At 48.4% G+C, this 20,080-nt stretch carries 18 protein-coding genes; 17 read left to right on the top strand and 1 reads right to left on the bottom strand.

All coding sequences use genetic code 11. The features are described 5' to 3' along the window. Positions 1 to 48 precede the first annotated feature (48 nt). From garD to WBJ53_RS28780, 3 genes are read left to right on the top strand one after another with little or no spacing between them, the layout of a single operon-like run. Entirely contained in the window at positions 49 to 1,581 is a 1,533-nt protein-coding gene (garD, locus tag WBJ53_RS28790; protein WP_338872761.1) for a galactarate dehydratase, read from the top strand. A 41-nt stretch (positions 1,582 to 1,622) separates the two neighbouring features. After that, a complete protein-coding gene (gene kdgD / locus WBJ53_RS28785; protein ID WP_338872759.1) occupies positions 1,623 to 2,534 on the top strand; it encodes a 5-dehydro-4-deoxyglucarate dehydratase in 912 nt (303 codons plus the stop codon). 36 nt (positions 2,535 to 2,570) lie between these two features. Next, positions 2,571 to 3,875, top strand: a complete 1,305-nt coding sequence (locus WBJ53_RS28780; RefSeq protein WP_338872757.1) for an enolase C-terminal domain-like protein — start codon at positions 2,571 to 2,573, stop codon at positions 3,873 to 3,875. A 65-nt stretch (positions 3,876 to 3,940) separates the two neighbouring features. Here the strand turns inward: WBJ53_RS28780 and WBJ53_RS28775 are convergent, their stop codons facing one another. Next, entirely contained in the window at positions 3,941 to 6,064 is a 2,124-nt protein-coding gene (locus tag WBJ53_RS28775) for a S9 family peptidase (RefSeq protein ID WP_338872755.1), read from the bottom strand. A gap of 135 nt (positions 6,065 to 6,199) precedes the next feature. On the opposite strand from WBJ53_RS28775, the gene WBJ53_RS28770 reads away from it, so the two are divergent. From WBJ53_RS28770 to WBJ53_RS28705, 14 genes are all read left to right on the top strand, one after another. Further along, complete coding sequence (locus WBJ53_RS28770) at positions 6,200 to 6,895, top strand: DUF3431 domain-containing protein (RefSeq protein ID WP_338872753.1); 696 nt, start codon at positions 6,200 to 6,202, stop codon at positions 6,893 to 6,895. Between the two features lie 186 nt (positions 6,896 to 7,081). Then, positions 7,082 to 8,581 carry a M20/M25/M40 family metallo-hydrolase gene (locus WBJ53_RS28765; protein WP_338872751.1) on the top strand — a complete coding sequence of 500 codons (1,500 nt, stop codon included), beginning with the start codon at positions 7,082 to 7,084 and terminating at the stop codon, positions 8,579 to 8,581. Between the two features lie 123 nt (positions 8,582 to 8,704). After that, positions 8,705 to 9,103, top strand: coding sequence for an FtsL-like putative cell division protein (locus WBJ53_RS28760; RefSeq protein ID WP_338872749.1), 399 nt, complete (start codon positions 8,705 to 8,707; stop codon positions 9,101 to 9,103). Further along, positions 9,093 to 11,219: a penicillin-binding protein gene (locus tag WBJ53_RS28755; protein WP_338872747.1), complete on the top strand. Its 2,127-nt coding sequence runs from the start codon at positions 9,093 to 9,095 to the stop codon at positions 11,217 to 11,219. The genes WBJ53_RS28760 and WBJ53_RS28755 overlap by 11 nt, the downstream gene beginning before the upstream one ends. A gap of 92 nt (positions 11,220 to 11,311) precedes the next feature. After that, positions 11,312 to 12,790 (top strand): UDP-N-acetylmuramoyl-L-alanyl-D-glutamate--2,6-diaminopimelate ligase, encoded by a 1,479-nt coding sequence (locus WBJ53_RS28750; RefSeq protein ID WP_338872745.1) that lies wholly within the window; start codon positions 11,312 to 11,314, stop codon positions 12,788 to 12,790. Between the two features lie 100 nt (positions 12,791 to 12,890). Further along, positions 12,891 to 14,099 (top strand): phospho-N-acetylmuramoyl-pentapeptide-transferase, encoded by a 1,209-nt coding sequence (mraY, locus tag WBJ53_RS28745; protein ID WP_338872743.1) that lies wholly within the window; start codon positions 12,891 to 12,893, stop codon positions 14,097 to 14,099. A 126-nt stretch (positions 14,100 to 14,225) separates the two neighbouring features. Beyond that, positions 14,226 to 14,669, top strand: a complete 444-nt coding sequence (gene rplM, locus WBJ53_RS28740; protein WP_338872741.1) for a 50S ribosomal protein L13 — start codon at positions 14,226 to 14,228, stop codon at positions 14,667 to 14,669. 6 nt (positions 14,670 to 14,675) lie between these two features. Further along, positions 14,676 to 15,062, top strand: coding sequence for a 30S ribosomal protein S9 (rpsI, locus tag WBJ53_RS28735; RefSeq protein ID WP_338872739.1), 387 nt, complete (start codon positions 14,676 to 14,678; stop codon positions 15,060 to 15,062). Positions 15,063 to 15,224: 162 nt separating this feature from the next. Further along, a complete protein-coding gene (gene rpsB, locus WBJ53_RS28730; protein ID WP_338872737.1) occupies positions 15,225 to 16,058 on the top strand; it encodes a 30S ribosomal protein S2 in 834 nt (277 codons plus the stop codon). 175 nt (positions 16,059 to 16,233) lie between these two features. Next, positions 16,234 to 17,067 carry a translation elongation factor Ts gene (gene tsf / locus WBJ53_RS28725; protein WP_338872735.1) on the top strand — a complete coding sequence of 278 codons (834 nt, stop codon included), beginning with the start codon at positions 16,234 to 16,236 and terminating at the stop codon, positions 17,065 to 17,067. A gap of 252 nt (positions 17,068 to 17,319) precedes the next feature. Beyond that, positions 17,320 to 17,925 carry a sigma-70 family RNA polymerase sigma factor gene (locus tag WBJ53_RS28720; RefSeq protein WP_338872733.1) on the top strand — a complete coding sequence of 202 codons (606 nt, stop codon included), beginning with the start codon at positions 17,320 to 17,322 and terminating at the stop codon, positions 17,923 to 17,925. A gap of 18 nt (positions 17,926 to 17,943) precedes the next feature. Next, positions 17,944 to 18,117, top strand: coding sequence for a hypothetical protein (locus WBJ53_RS28715; RefSeq protein WP_338872731.1), 174 nt, complete (start codon positions 17,944 to 17,946; stop codon positions 18,115 to 18,117). 35 nt (positions 18,118 to 18,152) lie between these two features. Further along, on the top strand, positions 18,153 to 18,980 hold the full coding sequence (locus WBJ53_RS28710) for a hypothetical protein (RefSeq protein ID WP_338872729.1): 828 nt from the start codon (positions 18,153 to 18,155) through the stop codon (positions 18,978 to 18,980). A 50-nt stretch (positions 18,981 to 19,030) separates the two neighbouring features. Next, complete coding sequence (locus WBJ53_RS28705) at positions 19,031 to 20,026, top strand: DUF3078 domain-containing protein (RefSeq protein ID WP_338872727.1); 996 nt, start codon at positions 19,031 to 19,033, stop codon at positions 20,024 to 20,026. Positions 20,027 to 20,080: the final 54 nt, after the last annotated feature.

Genomic DNA, 20,080 nt, shown 5'->3' with positions numbered 1-20,080 from the left:
CCCAGGCCGAAACCTGTATTGTATTACACGCTGAGGGAACTCCAAACTATGACTGACGAGCCTATTGTACTGAAAACCACATCCATCGATAACGTAGCCATTGTTGCCAATCTGGCGGGGTTGCCGCAAGGCGCGGTCGTTCTCAACGGCATCGTACTCGAAGAAGCGATTCCGATGGGACACAAAGTCGCGCTGCAATCGTTCGAAACGGGAGACGACGTAATCCGTTATGGGCAGGTAATTGGTTATGCCAATCGGCCTATCCGGGCAGGTTGCTGGGTCAATGAATGGAATATCAGTATGCCGAAGCCGCCAAATCTGACCGATATTCCGTACATACAGAAACCCATACCAGCACTGGAACGCCTGGAGGGATTTACCTTCCAGGGTTACAAAAATCCAGACGGTAGTGTCGGAACGAAGAATGTGCTGGGAATTACTACCAGCGTACAGTGCGTGGCCGGTATTACCGACTTTATCTGTCAGAAAATCAGGCGCGAATTGCTACCCAGATACCCTAACGTAGACGATGTGGTTGCCTTCAATCACAGTTATGGCTGCGGAGTGGCCATCGACGCGCCGGGAGCCATTGTGCCCATTCGAACAATCAAACACATTGCTCAAAATCCGAATTTTGGCGGTGAGATTATGATTATCGGCCTAGGGTGCGAAAAATTACGTCCCGAACGATTATTGCCGAATGACCAAAGCCCAGCCGAGAGTTCGATTCTGTATTTGCAGGACGAAGCCTTCGATGGGTTTGGCGATATGGTAGCGGGGATTATGGATCTTGCCGAAAAACATCTCCGAAAACTGAATGAACGCCAGCGCACTACCTGCCCCGCATCCGATCTGGTGGTGGGTATGCAGTGTGGTGGTAGCGATGCCTTTTCTGGCCTGACCGGTAATCCGGTGTCGGGTTTTGCGGCCGATCTGATAGTGCGGGCGGGTGGGACGGTCTTTTTCTCCGAAGTAACCGAAGTTCGTGATGCCATTCATCTGCTGGTACCCCGCGCTGTCGACGAAACGGTAGCGCAGGCGCTCAAAGACGAAATGGCCTGGTATGATGCGTATCTGCAACAGGGACAGGCCGACCGAAGCGCCAACACAACACCCGGCAACAAAGGTGGTGGGCTGAGTAATATTGTTGAAAAAGCGCTGGGGTCGGTGGCCAAATCCGGCACGAGCCCGATTGTCGATGTACTTTCGCCGGGCGAGAAAATCCGAAGAAAAGGGTTGAATTTTGTGGCAACCCCGGCCAGCGATTTTGTGTGTGGTACACTGCAACTGGCGGCCGGTATGAATATGCACGTTTTTATTACCGGACGCGGCACTCCCTACGGGCTGAGCATGGTACCCGTCATAAAGGTGAGTTCAAATTCAAAACTGGCCAACCGCTGGCACGACCTTATTGATTTCGATGCGGGGCCGGTAGCATTCGGCGCGAAAAGCATCGACCAAATGGGTTGGGAATTGTTTCATCTTATTCTGGACATTGCGAGTGGAACCCGGAACGTAGCGACTGATCTACTGGGCATTCACAACGACTTAGTACTGTTCAACCCCGGCCCGTTGACCTGATTAAAAACCCTACCCGAAAACCCTCATTTTTTAATTCAATCATGGACTTAGCCAGAATAAAATCATCCCTCGAAGACGGTCTGCTTTCGTTTCCTATTACCGACTTTACCGAGAGTGGAGCGTTCAATGCCGAAACCTATGCCGACCGGCTCGAATGGTTTGTTAGTCACGGGGTTTCTTCGGTGTTTGTGGCTGGTGGAACAGGGGAGTTTTTCTCTCTGACAGCCGCTGAATATGAGCAGATCGTTCAACTTTCGTCGAACGTTGTGGCCGGACGAGTGCCGGTTATTTCGAGTGTAGGGCGAAGCGTTTCAGAAGCGATTGCCTTTGCCAAAATGGCCGAAAAGGCAGGCATCGACGCACTGCTGTTGTTTCCGCCCTATCTGACCGAATGCCCGCAGGACGGCGTGTACGAATACGCCAGAACAATTATTCAGAACACCCAACTACCTGTTATTTATTACAATCGGGGTAACGGGGTTTTATCGGCCGAATACGTAAGAAAACTAGCCGAGGCCTGCCCAAACCTGATCGGTTTGAAAGACGGTACGGGTAATATGCAGGAACTGAACGATACGATTAAAACGGTGGGAAAACGACTTTCCTACATCGGTGGTGTACCAACTGCCGAGATTATTGCGGAGGCTTATTTGTCGATTGGTGTAAATACTTATTCGTCGGCGGCTTTCAATTTCGTTCCTGATCTGGCCAACAAGTTCTACAAAAGTCTGCGGGCAGGCGATACGGATACGGTCGCCAAAATTACCCGTAACTTCTACATCCCTTTCGTACGGCTGCGGAGCAAAAAGAGTGGTTATGCCGTCAGTCTGATTAAGGCAGGAGCTAAAATCATTGGCCGAAGCGCGGGCGACGTTCGTCCACCGCTCACCATGCCGACCGATGCCGAATTAGACGAACTGAAAAAACTGATTGAACAAAGTACTACTATCTGAGGTGCTTAACCCATAAAGCCGATAAATTTCCAGAATATGATACTTCCTAAAACCGGCCCCCGAATTCAGCAGATAACCGTTACACCGATTGCTATTGTTGACCCCCCGCTCCTGAATGCGGCTGGACTACACGCGCCCTATGCCCTGCGCACCATTGTTGAGCTGGTTACTGACGATGGTATTTCGGGAATCAGTGAAATTCCTGGCAATAGCGACACGAATCAGGCCCTGGCCGAGGCCAAAGCGTTGCTGCTGGGAAAAGACGTATTCCAGCTAGCCGCCATTCGACAGACACTCACCAGCCATTTCGGTACAGAAAGCACCGCCGAGCGCGGACTCGCGCCCTGGGACCAACGGAAGCTGGTGCATATTTTTAGTGCTGTCGAAGTAGCCTGTCTGGATATTATCGGTAAGGTTACAGGCCGACCCGTGGTCGATTTGCTGGGCGGAAAAATGCGCGACCGGGTTCCGTTTGCCGCTTATCTGTTTTACAAATACGAAGGAGCCGGTGGCGAGCTGGGGTTCGGTATCGACCCGGCCGCTCGCGGATGGGCTGCTGCCCGGCAGGCAAGTGCGCTAACCCCCGAAGAAATTGTGGCGCAGGCCAAAGCGATGTGTGCCGAGTTTGGTTTTCAGTCGATCAAGCTGAAAGGGGGCGTTTTTGAACCGCAGCAGGAAGTAGCCGCTATGTTTGCCCTGCGAGAAGCCTTCCCTGATATGCCGCTACGAGTTGATCCGAATGCTATTTGGACGGTAGAAACGGCCATTAAGTATGGTCGGCAGATGGAGCCGATTCTGGAATACCTCGAAGACCCCACCCGTGGACAGGCTAATATGGCGCAGGTTCGAAAAGCATTGAAGACTCCGCTGGCAACCAATATGTGTACGACGTCGTTTGACGATATTCCGAACAGCGTGGCTATTGGCTCCGAAGACATCATTCTGAGCGATCACCATTTCTGGGGCGGGTTGCGGGCGTCGATGACATTGGCCGGTATTTGCGATACGTTCGGGCGCGGCTTGTCGATGCACTCCAACAGCCATCTGGGCATCTCGCTGGCAGCTATGGTGCATCTGGGGGCAGCGCTTCCGAACCTTACCTATGCGCTGGATACGCATTACCCATGGCAGTCGGACGAAGTAATTGTGGGCGGTCGGCTTGTGTTTGACGAAGGGGCCGTTGCCGTACCGCAGGGGCCGGGTTTAGGCGTCGAACTGGACCGGGATGCACTGGCAAAGCTGCACCAGAACTACCTGAACTGCGGCCTGACCAAACGCAATGACGAAATCGAAATGCAGAAGGTGCAACCCGGCTGGACATTTCAGGCGGTGCGCTGGTAGAGTAGCTTATTGATGAATTAGACCTAAAAGGTTTTTAAAACCTTTTAGGTCTAATTCTCTGTTATTTACTGCCGAATACCAACCAGATTGAGCACGAAAGCATATTCGAGCGCGATTTCTTTTAGCGCCTGAAACCGTCCAGAAGCCCCACCGTGTCCGGCTTCCATGTTCGTGTGAAGCAATAACTGATTGTTGTCGGTTTTGAGCGCCCGAAGTTTCGCTACCCACTTGGCTGGTTCCCAATACTGAACCTGCGAGTCGTGCAGGCCGGTTGTAACGAGCAGGTTTGGATACGCTTTCTTTTCAACATTGTCGTAAGGCGAATACGACAGCATGTAATCGTAGTAAACCTTCTGTTTTGGATTGCCCCACTCCTCAAACTCCCCCGTTGTGAGCGGAATGCTTTCGTCGAGCATGGTTGTGACAACATCTACAAACGGAACGGCCGCCACTACACCCCGATACAACTGAGGAGCCTGATTGATTACGGCGCCCATCAGCAGACCGCCCGCGCTACCACCCATAGCAAACAACTTGTCAGAACTGGTGTATTTGTTTTTGATAAGATACTCCGATACATCTACAAAGTCGTTGAAGGTATTTTTCTTCTTCAGCATTTTGCCGTCTTCATACCACCGACGTCCCATTTCCTGCCCACCCCGGATGTGCGCAATGGCGTAGATGAACCCCCGGTCGAGGAGGCTCAGACGCGTTGAGCTAAATCCCGGATCGGTCGAGTAACCATAAGAACCGTACGAATACTGAAGAAGCGGAGAGGTGCCGTCTTTTTTGGTGCCTTTCCGATAAACCAGCGATACCGGCACCTGAACCCCGTCGCGGGCTTTCACATAAAAACGCTCCGAAACGTAATTGTTCTTGTCGAAGCCACCCAACACCTCCTGCTGTTTCATGAGCTTTTTTTCATGGGTATCCATGTTGTAGTCGAAGGTGGAGTTTGGGGTTGTCAGCGACGAATAGCCATAGCGCAGCACGTTGGTATTAAAATCTGGATTGTAGCCAATACCTGCCACATAAGCTGGTTCGCCAAAGTCCAGATACTCATCGGCCTTTGTTTGCTGATTGATCACCCGGATATTGGTTAATCCGGCTTTTCGTTCGCCTAGCACCAGGTGGTTGGCAAAGACATCCATATTGGCCAGATACACGTCGGGCCGATGGGCAATCACTTCTTTCCAGGTCGTGCGGTCGGTGGTTTTCCCTTCCGGCACTTCCATCAGACGGAAATTTTCGGCCTTCCAGTTGGTACGGACATAGAATTTGTTTTTGTAGTGAACGATGTCGTACTCATGGCCTTTCTCGCGGGGAAAGAAAACCGTAAACTCGCCCATTGGGTGACTGGCTTCCAGCAGCCGATATTCAGTAGCTACACCATTGTGGTCCGAAACAATGGTGATGTATTTTTTTGACTTCGACCGGCCCAGGCCCATGTAAAACTGGTTGTCGGGTTCTTCGTAGACCTGCACATCGGTGTTCGGATCGGTGCCCAGCGCGTGCCGATATACCTGATAGCCAAGCAGCGTCTGTGGGTCTTTTTTGATGTAGAAAAACGTTTTGTTGTCCGATGCCCAGGCAAAGCTACCCGCTTCCGTGTTGGGTATCGTTTCAGGATAAATCTGGCCCGTTTTCAGGTTTTTAATGCGTAGTGTATATAAGCGACGGCTAACGGTATCTTCGGCAAAAATGGCCAGTTCGTCGTTGTCCGATACTTCATAGCCACCAAGCTGGTAGTAGTTATGGCCTTTTGCCATTTCGTTACCGTCGAACATAATCTCTTCGGTGCCTTGCAGCGAGCCTTTTTTTCGGCAGTAAATAGGGTATTCGCCACCCGTTATGAATCGGGTGTAGTAATAATATTGTCCCTCTTTATACGGAACCGACTCGTCCTGCTGCTTGATACGGCCTTTCATTTCCTCAAACAACTTATCCTGCAACCCTTTTACTGGTGCCAGGACTTGATCGAGATACGCGTTTTCGGCTTTGAGGTAATTGATGACCTCCGGGTTTTCGCGTTCGTTGAGGTAATAGTAGTTGTCGATTCGTTTATGGCCATTGGTAATCAGTTCTTTAGGTTTAATGGCTGCCTTAGGCGTGGGGGCAGTGGGAGTTTGTGCCTGTGTCATACTATACAGCGCGAGCGTAGAGATAATGGTAAAACAAGTTCGTTTCATAACAGTCTGCTATGATAGTTCGTTTCGGAAGTTTGTCTGTAAAAATAGCGATTTGATGCTAAACCCTGCCGTCATGGATTTTTTAACGGCTTAAACCGCTTTTCTTTGTAGTAGCTGAAAAAACGTGTTTATGCTGTGTTGAGTCTTGAACTTGTTGTTGCCCGGTACACCGAAAACCTGAACTGGCTGCGGAATCTGCCGTCTGAAATCCAAAAAACGGTTTACGACAAAAGCCCCGATGGTTCGGCGGATGATAACGCTATTCGGCTCCCGAATGTTGGGCGCGAAGCTCATACCTACCTGCATCATATTGTCAGTCGGTACGATTCGCTGGCCGAATGGACTGTATTTTGTCAGGGCAAACCGTTCGATCATGCCTACGATTTCAAAAAAACGCTGCGGAGCTATGCCAATGACCCAGCGTCTATTGGTGGCCCCAATCAGGCAACGTTCCACTGGCTTGGCCACCTGATCGACACCGACGATAACCGGGGCGAACGCCTTTTTCGGCCGTGGAGTAAAAACGACGATGGTCGTGGACTCGATTTGCTGGGATTTCATCAGGCGCTGTTGCATACGCCAGGACCTGAACTATACACATTCGTATTGGGGGCTCAGTTTGTCATTCATCGTGATGCGATTCGGCAACAGTCTATTTCATTTTATGAACGTGCACTAGCCGTTTCAATCACATTTCCCGACGCGGCTCATTGCTTCGAACGGAGTTGGGACCGGGTTTTTGGCCTGGTTGGTATAGATCCTGACTGGCTGGCCGGACGACAAATGGTTTATCTGAAACCAATGAAGCACCAGTTGCCTGAAGCTGGCTAATTGAATGATGGTCATTAGTCATCGGTCATTAGTTCTTACTTCCAATGACAAATGACCGATGACTAACATCCAATGACCATTTTCGCATCCGGTCGAACGCTTTTACCGTATAATGTGTCTACAGAATCGGGTCCCGGAAATTAGCGGGCTTTTTTGTATATTTAGCGAAGAATTAATCAACCTTCTATGCACCGAACGTTTTACGTGCCTCGCTTCCGGCTCGTCCTGTTCTGTATCGGCACCGCCGGATTGCTAACCGCTTTTTATCCCAACACGCGCTCAATTTCACTCGAAAAAGCCTTCTCCCGCATCAATGAGGAGGTGATGCAGCACAGCCGCGCCTACGAAACGCTGGTCGACGCATCGAAAACAATTGGGCACCGCCTGACCGGTAGCCCCAACGGGTCTCGGGCCGAAACCTATGCCTTTGATTTGTTGTCGTCGTACGGGTTTAAGGATGTTCAGTATGAGCCTTTCGAGGTCGAAGCCTGGACCCGCGACACCGTTACACTCTCGGTTGTGCCGAATCGGAGCGATAACTTCCGTGAAGTACCAGTTGTCTCGTTAGCCCATTCGCCCGTCGAAGCCCATATCCGGGGCGAAATTATCGACGTCGGCAATGGCCTCGAAGGCGATTTTGCCGCCGTAAAAGATCAGCTCAAGGGGAAAGTTGCGCTGGTGAATATTGGGCTGGCGGCTCCCACCAAAGGTGCCCGAAACCTGCATCGCTCCGAAAAAACAGCACTGGCCATTCAGTACGGCGCTGCGGGTGTGATTATGGTTAATCTGGTGCCGGGCAATGTGTTGCTTACCGGAACGGCCTCCGTAACCGGTAAACTGATTCCGATCCCGTCGGTCTGTATTTCCTACGAAAGTGGTCAGGCATTGCGGGCCTGGATGAAAGAAGAAGCCAGTCCACTGCATGCCGTTATCGAAATGACCAATACGAGCCGCAAAATCCGGGCTCGTAATGTAATTGCTACATTGAAAGGGTCGAAGTATCCTGACGAAAAAATAATTGTTGGCGGCCACCTCGATTCGTGGGATCTGGCCACGGGTGCAATTGACAATGGTATTGGCTCGTTTGCCGTCATGGATATTGCCCGGACGTTTAAAGCCTTGAAGTTGAAACCAAAACGGACGATCGAATTTGTGCTGTTTATGGGCGAAGAACAGGGTTTACTTGGGTCGCGGGCAATGGTCGACAACCTGAAAAAGAAGAAAGAACTGGATAAGGTTCGCTATATGTTGAACCTCGACATGACCAACGACCCAACGGGGCTGAATGCATTTGGTCGCTCCGATATGGTTCCTTTTTTAACAAATGTTGGCGAAACCATGAAGCGGGTTGAGCCTGCTTTTGCCAATCAGATGAATAATCAGGCCGGGTTGCATTCCGATCATCAACCGTTTATGCTGGAAGGTGTACCGGTTGTGGGCATGAATGGTCATTTGGCGCGGGAGGTATTGGACTGTTATCATGCCGATTGCGACCGGATCAATCTGGTTAATGCCGATCAACTCAAAAATACGGTTCGTTATGCAGCCATGTTACTCTTTGCGCTGGCCGATGCCGATGACATTCCCACCCGTCGGCAGACCGATACGCAAACCCGTGATTATCTGGCTGCACAAGGGTTACGAACTCCTTTACAGATTGCCAACGAATGGCGATGGAAAGAGTAGTAAGATTGGGTTAACGATAGGAAACGATGACATTTTTTCGAAACGATGTCATCGTTTCCTATTTATAGGCTACCAGCAGCCCATCGTTTTTTGTTACTTTGTGCAGCCAATCTCTAACCCATTATGGCTAAAAATACATTTCGTGAACCCGAACGGGTCGCTAAGCAAAAAAAGCAACGGCGCCGAATTCGGATGGCGTCGTGGCTCAATGATTTCATTGGGCTCGACCGGCTATTTGGCGAAGACAATGCGTGGCCAATTCGGCACATCGACCGTATTTTATGGGTTACCTTTTTGCTGGTTGTCTATATTGGGTTGAATCATAACGCCGAACGCCTTGTTCGACGAATCCACCGCACCAAAAATCAGGTCGACGAGCTTCGGTCGCAGGCAACCGTTCTGCGGGCCGATTTCGATAAAAGTGGTAAACAATCGGAGCTTATTAAACGGGTGTCTGCTCTGGGCCTAACCGATAGCCAGAACCCTCCTCATAAAATCGTTGTGAAGACCAATGAACATTAAACAGGATATCATTCAACGGGCCAATCACGTTTTTTATATCGTTATTGCTCTTGCCATGTGCGTTGTTGTCCGCCTTGTATACGTTCAGTATTTTCAGCGGTTCAATAAAAAATTATGGCGCGAACGAGTCGCTACAACCATTATCCAGCGCGATACGATCAGAGCGCAACGGGGCAATATTTATGCGACCGATGGCAGCCTGCTGGCAACGTCATTGCCTACTTATGTAGTAGGATTAGATCCAACAATGGCCAAGCAGGACTATTTCGATAAGAAAAAAGACTCGCTTGGTTTACTATTGTCGCGGATTTTTGGCGACCGGTCGGCTCGCGACTATACCGATCTGGTTAGCGATGCCCGCGCCCGTAAACGGCGGTATGTATTGTTAAATCGGCGTCGGGTAACGTTTCAGGAGCGCCAGTATATGCGGGCCTGGCCGTTTTTCCGATCAACAGCCAAAGTGGCAGCCCGAGGGGGAGTATTGCGTCCATATTATGAACGTTACCATCCGTTCGGTCACATGGCCGAACGAACGATTGGTAATCTTGATGCAAAAACTGGTCGTGGGCTAATGGGCCTGGAAGCCAGTTTTCAGCCCGCTCTGGCTGGTAAAAATGCCGTTGGTCTGGTAGAAGTATTGTCGGGGGGCGTTCGTAAGCCCGTTAGCGACGGACCTGATATGAAGCCCGAATCGGGTATGGACCTCTATACCACCATCGATGTCAACTATCAGGATATGGCTGAGTCGGCACTGCGTTCGGCACTTGAAAAATATAATGCTGCCAAAGGCTGCGTAATTGTGATGGAAGTGGCCACTGGCGAAATCAGAGCTATGGCTAATTTAACCCGCCAGGGCCGTGGCGACGGACCGAATCATTACGTCGAAAATTTTAATCATGCGCTTGCCGGGCGTACAGACCCTGGTTCGACCTTTAAGCTGGCCACCATGATGGCTCTTATGGAAGAAAAAGCAATTTCGCTTGAGCAGCAGGTCGCTACTGGCGGAGGGTCAATGACCTACAATGGACTGGGTATCCACGATGCCAGTCGAGCGGGTCATGGTACATTGACAGCGCGGCAGGTGTTCGAAAAATCGTCAAATGTTGGCACACACCTGCTGATGAAAAGTTATTTCTATCGACGACCAGAACTCTACTGCCGGTATTTACGCCAATTTCATCTGGACAAACCAACGGGTATTCACATGAAGGGTGAAGCAATTCCGGTGGTACGCAATCCAGACATGAAAGGCTGGAGCAAGGTGTCGCTGACATCGATGTCGTATGGCTACGAAATGCAGATAACACCCCTGCAAATGCTGGCGTTTTACAACGCCGTAGCTAACAATGGCCGTTGGGTACGGCCCATGATCGTTAAGCGAATTAAGCTCGACGATCAGCTTATTGAGGAGAATACGCCTTTCGTATTGCCAGAGCCTATCTGTTCGATTCAAACCGTTCGTAAAGCGCAGGAGTTGTTGCGTGGAGTTGTGATTCGGGGGACGGCCAAACACATTAACAGTCCCAATTATGCCATTGCCGGAAAGACCGGTACCGCTCAGAAGATTATTAATGGGCGCTACCAGGTTGGTAAATACTACACATCCTTTATTGGCTATTTCCCGGCCGATAAGCCTAAGTATAGTATGATTTCGGTAGTGGATACACCCCAGGGCGATAATATCGATTTGCTTTATGCCGGTTCTGTAGCGGCCCCTGTTTTCAAAGAAGTTGCTGACCGAATTGTTGCCTACGACTATCAGATGCACGCTCCAATTCGGGCGAAAAATTCTCAGCCTCGTTCTGAAACCGGCCTGATGGCGGGATATGCCGATGATTTGCATACCATCAGCTCAACAGTGAATCTCAAAAATGTGCCAGCTACCGAAGGGTGGGTCGAAGCCTCGCCAGGTGGTCGCTGGAAATCGCGGCCTACCCGCTCGGGACGGGTGCCCGACGTACGGGGTCTGACCTTGCGTGACGCGGTTTTTTTGCTGGAAAATCGCGGGTTCAGCGTATCCGTAGAAGGGCATGGTAAGGTTAAAGAGCAATCAATTCAGCCCGGAACCAACACGGGTGAAATAAGTACAAAGGTGATCACACTAAAAATGGGGTAGTAATTGCCTATGATTACCCGAAAATTAGGTAGAACGAGCCTCAATCCGTTTTTTTGCACTCGCAAAACGGGCATGAGGCTCGTTGGTTTAGTATGCAACTAAAAGACCTCCTTTATAAGATTCCGCTGCTGGCAACGTCGGGCAGCATGGCAACCGACATTACCAGCCTAACTATGGATTCCCGAAAAGTGGGTCCTGGAAGTTTATTTATTGCCGTCCGCGGAACCGTTAGCGACGGACATACATTCATTGACAAAGCGATTCGGCAGGGAGCCGTGGCCATTTTGTGCCAGGAATTGCCGACAACTCCCGATCCGGCTGTTGCATACATACAGGTAACCGATTCGGCCCGGACAATGGGACTTGTTGCTGCTAACTTTTATAATCAGCCGTCGCAAAAGCTAAAACTCGTTGGGGTAACCGGTACAAACGGGAAGACTTCGGTGGCAACGTTGCTATTTCGGCTGTTTCGGGGACTTGGTTACCGCTGTGGCTTGCTCTCCACCGTACAAAACCAGATCGACGATCAGATTATTCCGGCTACGCACACAACGCCCGATGTAATTACGATCAATCAGTTGTTGACTCAAATGCTGGCAAACGGGTGTACTCATGTGTTTATGGAAGTGAGTTCGCACGCGGTTGTGCAGGAGCGTATTGCCGGGCTCGCCTTTACGGGTGGAATTTTTACCAACATTACGCACGATCACCTCGATTTTCACGGTACGTTCGATAACTACATTCGGGCTAAAAAAGGATTTTTTGATCAACTGCCTGCTACGGCATTTGCCCTCACGAACGTTGATGACAAACGTGGTCTGGTCATGTTACAGAATACGGCCGCTCGTAAGGAAACGTATTCGTTGCAAACGCTGGCGACTTTTAAAGGGAAAGTTCTGGCCGACAGCTTGTTTGGCCTGAATATGCTGGTCGATGACAAAGAGGTCTGGTTTAAGCTCATTGGCAAGTTTAATGCCTATAACCTGCTCAGCGTTTATGGAGCAGCCGTATTGCTGGGCGAAGACCCTGCCGAAATTTTAACACTTCTTTCGGGCATAACACCACCGCCGGGCCGCTTTGAACAGGTCGTTTCGGATGATAAAATTGTTGGCATTGTCGATTATGCCCATACGCCCGATGCACTGCAAAACGTGCTGGAAACTATCAACGAAATCCGTCAGGACGACGACCAGGGGTATCTGCCTCAGGTTATTACTGTTGTGGGCTGTGGCGGCAATCGGGATGCGGCCAAGCGCCCCATTATGGCCGATATAGCCTGCCGATATAGCAACCGCGTTATTCTAACATCCGACAATCCCCGTAATGAAGACCCGATGGTTATTCTGGAACAGATGCAGGCTGGCGTTTCGGCGGTCGACCACAAGAAAACGCTAACAATCGAGGATCGGCACGAAGCAATTCGGCGGGCAGTAGCAATGGCTAAGCCGCACGATATTATTCTGGTAGCTGGCAAAGGCCACGAAACGTATCAGGAAATCAACGGAATAAAGTACGATTTTGATGATCGGATCGTGCTGCGGAACGCTTTCGCAGAACGCGGAAATCTGTAACTTTGGCCTGATTAAAAGAGTGAAAGAGTGAAAGGCGAAAGAGCGAAAGGCTGACGCAACAAATTACTCTTTCACTCTTTCACTCTTTCGCTCTTTAAAAATGCTCTATTATCTCTTTCATTTTCTTGACGAACACTACAACTTCCCCGGCGCTGGGGTATTCCAATATATTTCGTTCCGGGCTTTAGGAGCAGTTATTACGTCTCTTCTGATTGCAGCCATTTTTGGTCGCCGTATTATCGATAAACTACGGAGTCTTCAGATTGGTGAGTCGATTCGGGATCTGGGGCTGGAAGGGCAGATGCAGAAGCGGGGTACGCCCACAATGGGAGGTTTTATTATTCTGGCCTCATTGCTGATTCCGGCGTTGCTCTTTGCCAAATTATCGAATGTGTATGTCGTGCTGGCGCTTGTTTCCACTGTCTGGACCGGGATGATTGGTTTTCTGGACGACTACATTAAAGTTTTCAAAAAGAACAAAGAAGGCCTTCAGGGTAAGTTTAAAGTAGTAGGTCAGGTTGGTCTTGGCCTTATTGTTGGCCTAACGCTTTCTTTCAATGAGTATGTAAAAATACGGAAGTATGCACCCCGGCTCCTGAGCACATCCAACGTACCGGATGTGTATACCGACATCAAATCGACCTTAACAACGGTCCCCTTTGTCAAGAACAACGAGTTTGATTACAGTTCGTTGCTGTTTGGGCTGGTTCCCGACAGCTATACCTGGATTGTATATGTTCTGATCTGCATTTTCATTATCACCGCTGTCTCGAATGGAGCCAATATTACCGACGGTATCGATGGGCTGGCGGCAGGAACATCGGTTATTATTGGGTTAACGATTGCCGTACTGGCCTATCTGTCGGGCAATAAAGTTTTCTCACAGTACCTGAATATCATGTACATTCCTAATGCGGGTGAACTGGTAATTTTCTGTGCTGCCTTTATTGGAGCCTGCGTCGGATTTCTGTGGTATAACTCATACCCCGCCCAGGTCTTTATGGGCGATACGGGTAGTCTGATGTTAGGTGGAGTGATTGCGGTATTGTTTCTGGCTATTCGAAAAGAACTGATGATTCCTATCATTTGCGGGATTTTTCTGGTCGAACTGGTATCGGTAATCGTACAGGTCAGCTATTTCAAATATACCAAGCGAAAGTTTGGAGAGGGTAGGCGAATTTTTCTAATGTCGCCCCTCCACCACCATTTTCAGAAGAAAGGCTACCACGAGGCCAAACTGGTAACGCGTTTCTGGATCATTGGCATCATTCTGGCCGTATTGGCGCTGGCTACCCTCAAACTACGATAAGTAAGGAAAACTTGGCAGCTCCTTGTTTTTCAGCATAATAACGTCTATATTTGCACTCCCGTTTGAAATCGGGAGTGCTTTTTGTTAAGCAAATCGTTAGAAATCAATTAATTAGTCTCCATAACAGTGAATACGCTCAGTTACAAAACTATCTCTGCCAACAAAGAAACGGCGCAGAAGGAATGGGTTGTGGTTGACGCTCAGGGCGAAGTGCTTGGTCGGCTGGCCAGCCAGATCGCACGTCTGATCCGCGGCAAACACAAAACTAACTTCACACCGCACGTTGACTGCGGAGATAACGTGATCGTCATCAATGCCGACAAGGTTCGTCTGACCGGCGCTAAGATGACCGACAAAGTTTATGTCCGCCACACAGGTTATCCTGGTGGTCAACGGTTCGCATCGCCCCGGTTGCTGCTTGAAAAGCACCCCGAGCGCATCATCGAACACGCCGTGAAAGGTATGTTGCCTAAAAATCGGCTTGGTCGTCGGTTGTACACCAACCTGTATGTTTACGCTGGTGATCAGCACCCGCATGAGGCTCAGCAACCTAAAGCAGTTAAATTCTAAGTCATAATGGATCGTATCAATACCATTGGCCGCCGTAAAACTGCCATCTCCCGCGTTTATCTGTCGGCGGGCAGCGGAGCCATCTCGGTAAACGGGAAAGATTACAAACAATACTTCCCAACCGAAGTACTGCAAATTATTCTGAACCAGCCTTTTTCATCGATCAACGGTGTTGGTGGCTACGACGTGAAAGTGAACGTTCGTGGTGGCGGTGTAGCTGGTCAGGCCGAAGCAACCCGCATGGCTATTGCCCGTGCATTGGTTGAGTTGAACGCCGAGTTCCGTCCGGCTCTTAAGAAAGAAGGGTTCCTGACACGGGATTCGCGTATGGTAGAACGGAAAAAACCAGGCCGGAAAAAAGCCCGTCGCCGGTTCCAGTTCTCGAAACGTTAATCGGTTATTGGTTGATCAGTCATTTGCCATCAGTAAATTAATATCACTGACAAATGACAAATTTCCAATGACTTATTACTAGTCCAGACTGCGCTTAGATGATGCCGATGCGTGGTGCTGCGTATTATTGATTACTCATTTTTTTATTGTTCATTCTCGGAAATGGCACAGATCGAATATAAAGACCTCCTCGACGCCGGTGTGCACTTTGGCCACCTGACGCGTAAGTGGGACCCCCGGATGGCTCCGTATATCTTCATGGAGAAAAACGGCATCCATATAATTGACCTTAATAAAACACTCGCTTCGCTCGAAGAAGCATCGAATGCTATCAGAGGTATCGTTCGCTCGGGCCGTAAGGTGATGTTTGTGGCAACGAAGAAACAGGCACAGGAGATCGTTTCGGAAGAAGCGCGTCGTCTGAAAATGCCTTATGTAACAGATCGCTGGCAGGGCGGTATGTTAACCAACTTCGCTACGATTCGCAAATCGCTGAAAAAACTGCAAACGCTGGACAAAATGCTGAAAGATGAGGAGACCATCAAAAGCATTGCCAAGCGGGAGCGGTTAACCCGGACTCGTGAGAAAGAAAAGCTGGAACGCGTGTTAGGTGGTATTTCTGACCTGACCCGTTTGCCAGCAGCTCTGTTTGTTGTTGACGTAAAGCGGGAACACATCGCCGTTTCTGAAGCACATCGATTGGGTATCCCCGTCTTTGCTATGTGCGATACGAACTCGAACCCCGACGCGGTCGATTTCGCTATCCCGGCTAACGACGATGCTTATAAGTCAATTTCGTTAATTACGCTCGCTATCGGTAAAGCCATAGAAGAAGGTTTGCTCGAGCGGAAACAGGATAAAGACGATCAGCGTATGCAGGAAGAAGAAGAGGCTAAACGCACAGAAGATCTTGCTCAGGCTAAGGCCGAAGGCGACGATCAGCCAGAAGCAACTTCATCGCCGGCTGCTGTTGCTGAAGACGAGCAGGAAGCATAAAACAAGTTTATAGTTTTCAGTTCTATTGCCAGCCAATTTTTACTGAAGACTATAAACCCAAAAATAGCCCGTAGCCAGCCGCTATGGGCTATTCTGTAAATACATCAGATTATCATCGTGTTACGAACCGATGAAACTGTAAATAAAAACATAATAACCGAAAACCATTTTTAAGATGGCAATTACTGCTGCTGACGTAAATAAACTTCGGCAAGAGACCGGAGCCGGCATGATGGACTGTAAAAAAGCCCTTACCGAAGCCGATGGTGATTTTGAAAAAGCAAAAGAGATTCTGCGGAAACAGGGTCAGAAAATAGCCGACAAACGGGCGGACAACGTAACCTCTGAAGGGGTCGTATTAGCACACGTAAGTCAGGACGGTAAAAGCGGTAAAGTTATTGCACTGGCCTGCGAAACCGAGCCGGTTTCTAAAGTTGCTGATTTCCAGAACCTGGCTATGGCTGTTATCAGCACGGCTGTTGCGACCAATGCTACTGACAAAGATACGCTACTGGCAACGTCGCAGGCCGATGGTCGTACACTACAGGATCATATCACCGACCTGATGGGTAAAATTGGTGAGAAAATCGATGTGGCTGCTTTCGAATCTGTGTCGGCCGATACCGTAGTATCGTATATTCACTCGAATGGTAAACTGGGTGTACTGGTTGGTCTGAGCAACACAAACGGTACTGATGTGGCCGAAGTGGGTAAAGACATTGCAATGCAGATTGCTGCTATGAAGCCAATCGCTGTTGATAAAGATGGCGTTGATGCGACTGTGGTTGAACGCGAAATCGAAATCGGTAAAGAACAGGCTCGTCAGGAAGGTAAGCCAGAAGCTATGCTGGAAAAAATTGCGCTGGGTAAACTGAATAAATTCTACAAAGAGAATACCCTGTTAAATCAGGAATTTGTTAAAGATAATTCACTGACAATTGCTCAGTTACTCGATAAAACGAGCAAAGGACTGACGGTTTCAGCATTCAAACGGGTAGCTATTGGCTAATTTTTAGCTGTAGCTTATCTAAAAAGCAAAAACCTGGCCACTGGTCAGGTTTTTGCTTTTTGGATAGAACTAATCCTGTATTGGTAATCAGTAAGCGGCAGTTTATTCATTAAACTTAATTATTGATAAAAAACCTACTATATAGTAGGTATCTTGCCATGGTTTTTCTGGTAAGAAAAACTTTCAATAGCGAATTGAACGAAATACGTTACTTTACCTATTTTTCGTGTCTCAACAAGCAATACCGATCAAATGAAGCATCTTTCGGACGAAGAATTGGTCCGGTTATATATCGAAACGCAAAAGAATACTTATTTTGAGCGTTTATACGAGCGTTATTGTGATAAAGTTTACCGAAAATGCCTTTCGTTTACGAAAGATCCATTGCAAGCTGAAGACCTGACTCATGATATTTTTCTGAAATTGGTTATTAAGCTCGGTGGGTTTAAGGAGCAGGCCAAGTTTTCGACATGGTTATACTCAATTACCTATAACCATTGCACTGATCATATGCGCTCCCCACAACGGCGTACGGAAGTCTATATGGACGAGGGTTGGGAGCGGCTAGACGTTGGAAATGATGATGGATTGGCTGAACTGGCCGAAATGGAAGCCCAGCAACTTAAGCGGGCAATGGAGCATCTCGACCCAACTGAGCAGAGTCTTTTATTAATGAAATATCAGGATAATATCAGTATCCGGGAACTTGCCGATTTGAATGGGATTACGGAAAGTGCTGTGAAAATGCGCCTAAAGCGCACGCGCGACAAACTCCGCAAATACTATCTGGAAGGAGCAGTGTTTTGGTTACTGGTGGCTATTAAAGCTGTTCTGTCAATACGGTGGCCTTTTCGTTAAACACAGCACATACGTTTTATGGAAACCCATAATCCATTTTTAGAAATAGAACCGGGCGATGAATGCCCCCCTCACCTAAAGTCGGCAATAGTATCTGAAATTGATCTGATTCGTGATTTTACAACCATCGTAGAACTCTACATAGGAGACCTCTTTGGAGTTGCCTCTGTGATGGCAGATCCCTCCAATTAACTTCCGTAGCTTATCGAAGCTTAATACTGTAACTTATGAAACGACTTCCTAATATAACTGAAGTTTTACTTAATACCTTTCAAACCCTTATTGATCAATTTGTTGAGTTTGTGCCTCGTATACTTGGTGCCCTTGTAATTTTACTAATTGGCATAGGAGTAGCGCGGCTTGTTGCATTCATTGTGCGACGAATTCTGGCCCGTGTGGGATTTGATAAAATAGGTAGCCGCCTAAACGAGATTAGCATTATCAAACAACTTAATACGGAAATTAAACTTAGTGATATTGTTGCCAAAGTACTTTACTATTTTATTCTGTTAGTATTTATTACAGCCTCTACCGAAACACTCGGTGTTGCCGCCATTACCGAAATGGTCTCGTCGCTGGTAAACTTTATCCCAAAAGTAATTGCGGCTGCCATTATGCTACAGGTAGGCGTTTTACTCGCTGATACACTGCGCGGAGCCGTTTTTAACCTATGTCAGTCGTTTAACATATCATCCGGGCGTTTGCTGAGCATGATTGTATTTGTGTTCTTTCTGATCATCACCATCATCAGTGCCCTCGGGCAGGCGGGTATCAACACCGAACTGCTCGAATCAAGCTTTAATCTGGTCATCGGCGGAGGGATTTTTGCCTTTGCAATTGGTTACGGAATAGCCTCGCGCGATGTGATGGCTAACATCTTATCCTCATTTTATTCCAGAAATAAGTATAAAGAAGGTCAGTTAATTCAGATAGATGGCGTAAAAGGAGAAATTATAAAAGTAGACAGTACATCGGTTACCCTTCAGACAGGCGATACGACTACCGTATTTCCTATGCAAATGCTACAGACAAAAAAAGTTGAAATTTTTAGCTAGGCTTTCTCTTTTTTAGTGGCTAAAAGGCACCTTCGTCGTCTATAGATGATATGAAAGACATTCTCTACACGTTCGCATGCTGGATAAGCCTGAGCTACGCGTTTGGGCAGGACTCTACCAGGGTTGTTACCAATTTTAAAGATACGATTGCCGTTAAGCCCGATACCTCCTATTGGCAAAAATCATTTAATGGAGGTGTCAACTTCAACCAGGCTTCTTTTAGTAACTGGTCGGGTGGAGGAGTAAATTCGATTGCTCTCGGAACAGTAATAGCGGCCCGGGCTCTGTATGAAAAAGGTCGAACATCCTGGGACAATACCGCTGATTTGCAGTTAGGATACGTTACACAGTTGGGTACGACCCGAAAAGCGGCCGATCAGATTATACTGATATCAGTATTAGGACATAAAATTGCGCCAAAATGGGACTTATTTGTGTCCGGTACCTTCAATACTTTTTTTGCTCCTGGCTATCGCTACGATAACCTTCCTGCTGACCGCACCCGGCTTAAAGTATCTAATTTTTTTGCCCCAGCTCAGTTTACATTTGCCGCCGGTATTGCCTACAAACCTAACGACTGGTTTTCGCTGCGCATGAGTCCGATAGCCCCACGCCTTACGTTCGTAACCGACGATGCGGTGAGGGTTCGGCAACTGGCCGATGGTACGTATATAGCCGATCCGACGCAGGTAGCGTTTGGTGTACAGCCCGGTAAAACCACGCGGACCGAATGGCTGGCTTTTCAATTACAGGCAGTGCTAAACCGGAATCTCACCGAAAATATATCGATCAACACGCGCTATCAGCTATTTACGCAGTATGCGAATTTAAACAATGTTAACCACCGGCTCGATCTAATTCTTACCGCTAAAGTTAATCGTTTCATTAGCACCACTTTTGGGCTGATTGCACTTTATAACAAAGATTTTAATGCCAGTCTGCAAATTCAGCAGACACTGGCCATTGGGCTAGTGTATAATGTAAGCTCGTTCCATAAGAAAAAAGAAGCGCAGAAAGCAGCCGATCCGCTACCCGGCCGGTTTTGATTTCACACGACGAATCAATAGCTTAACTGCCTGATTACCATAAAATAATTTTTA

The organism is Spirosoma sp. SC4-14 (genome assembly GCF_037201965.1).
Lineage (GTDB): Bacteria > Bacteroidota > Bacteroidia > Cytophagales > Spirosomataceae > Spirosoma.
Note: the sequence above shows the minus strand (reverse complement) of the source record. Positions and strands in the feature narration are given on the sequence as shown.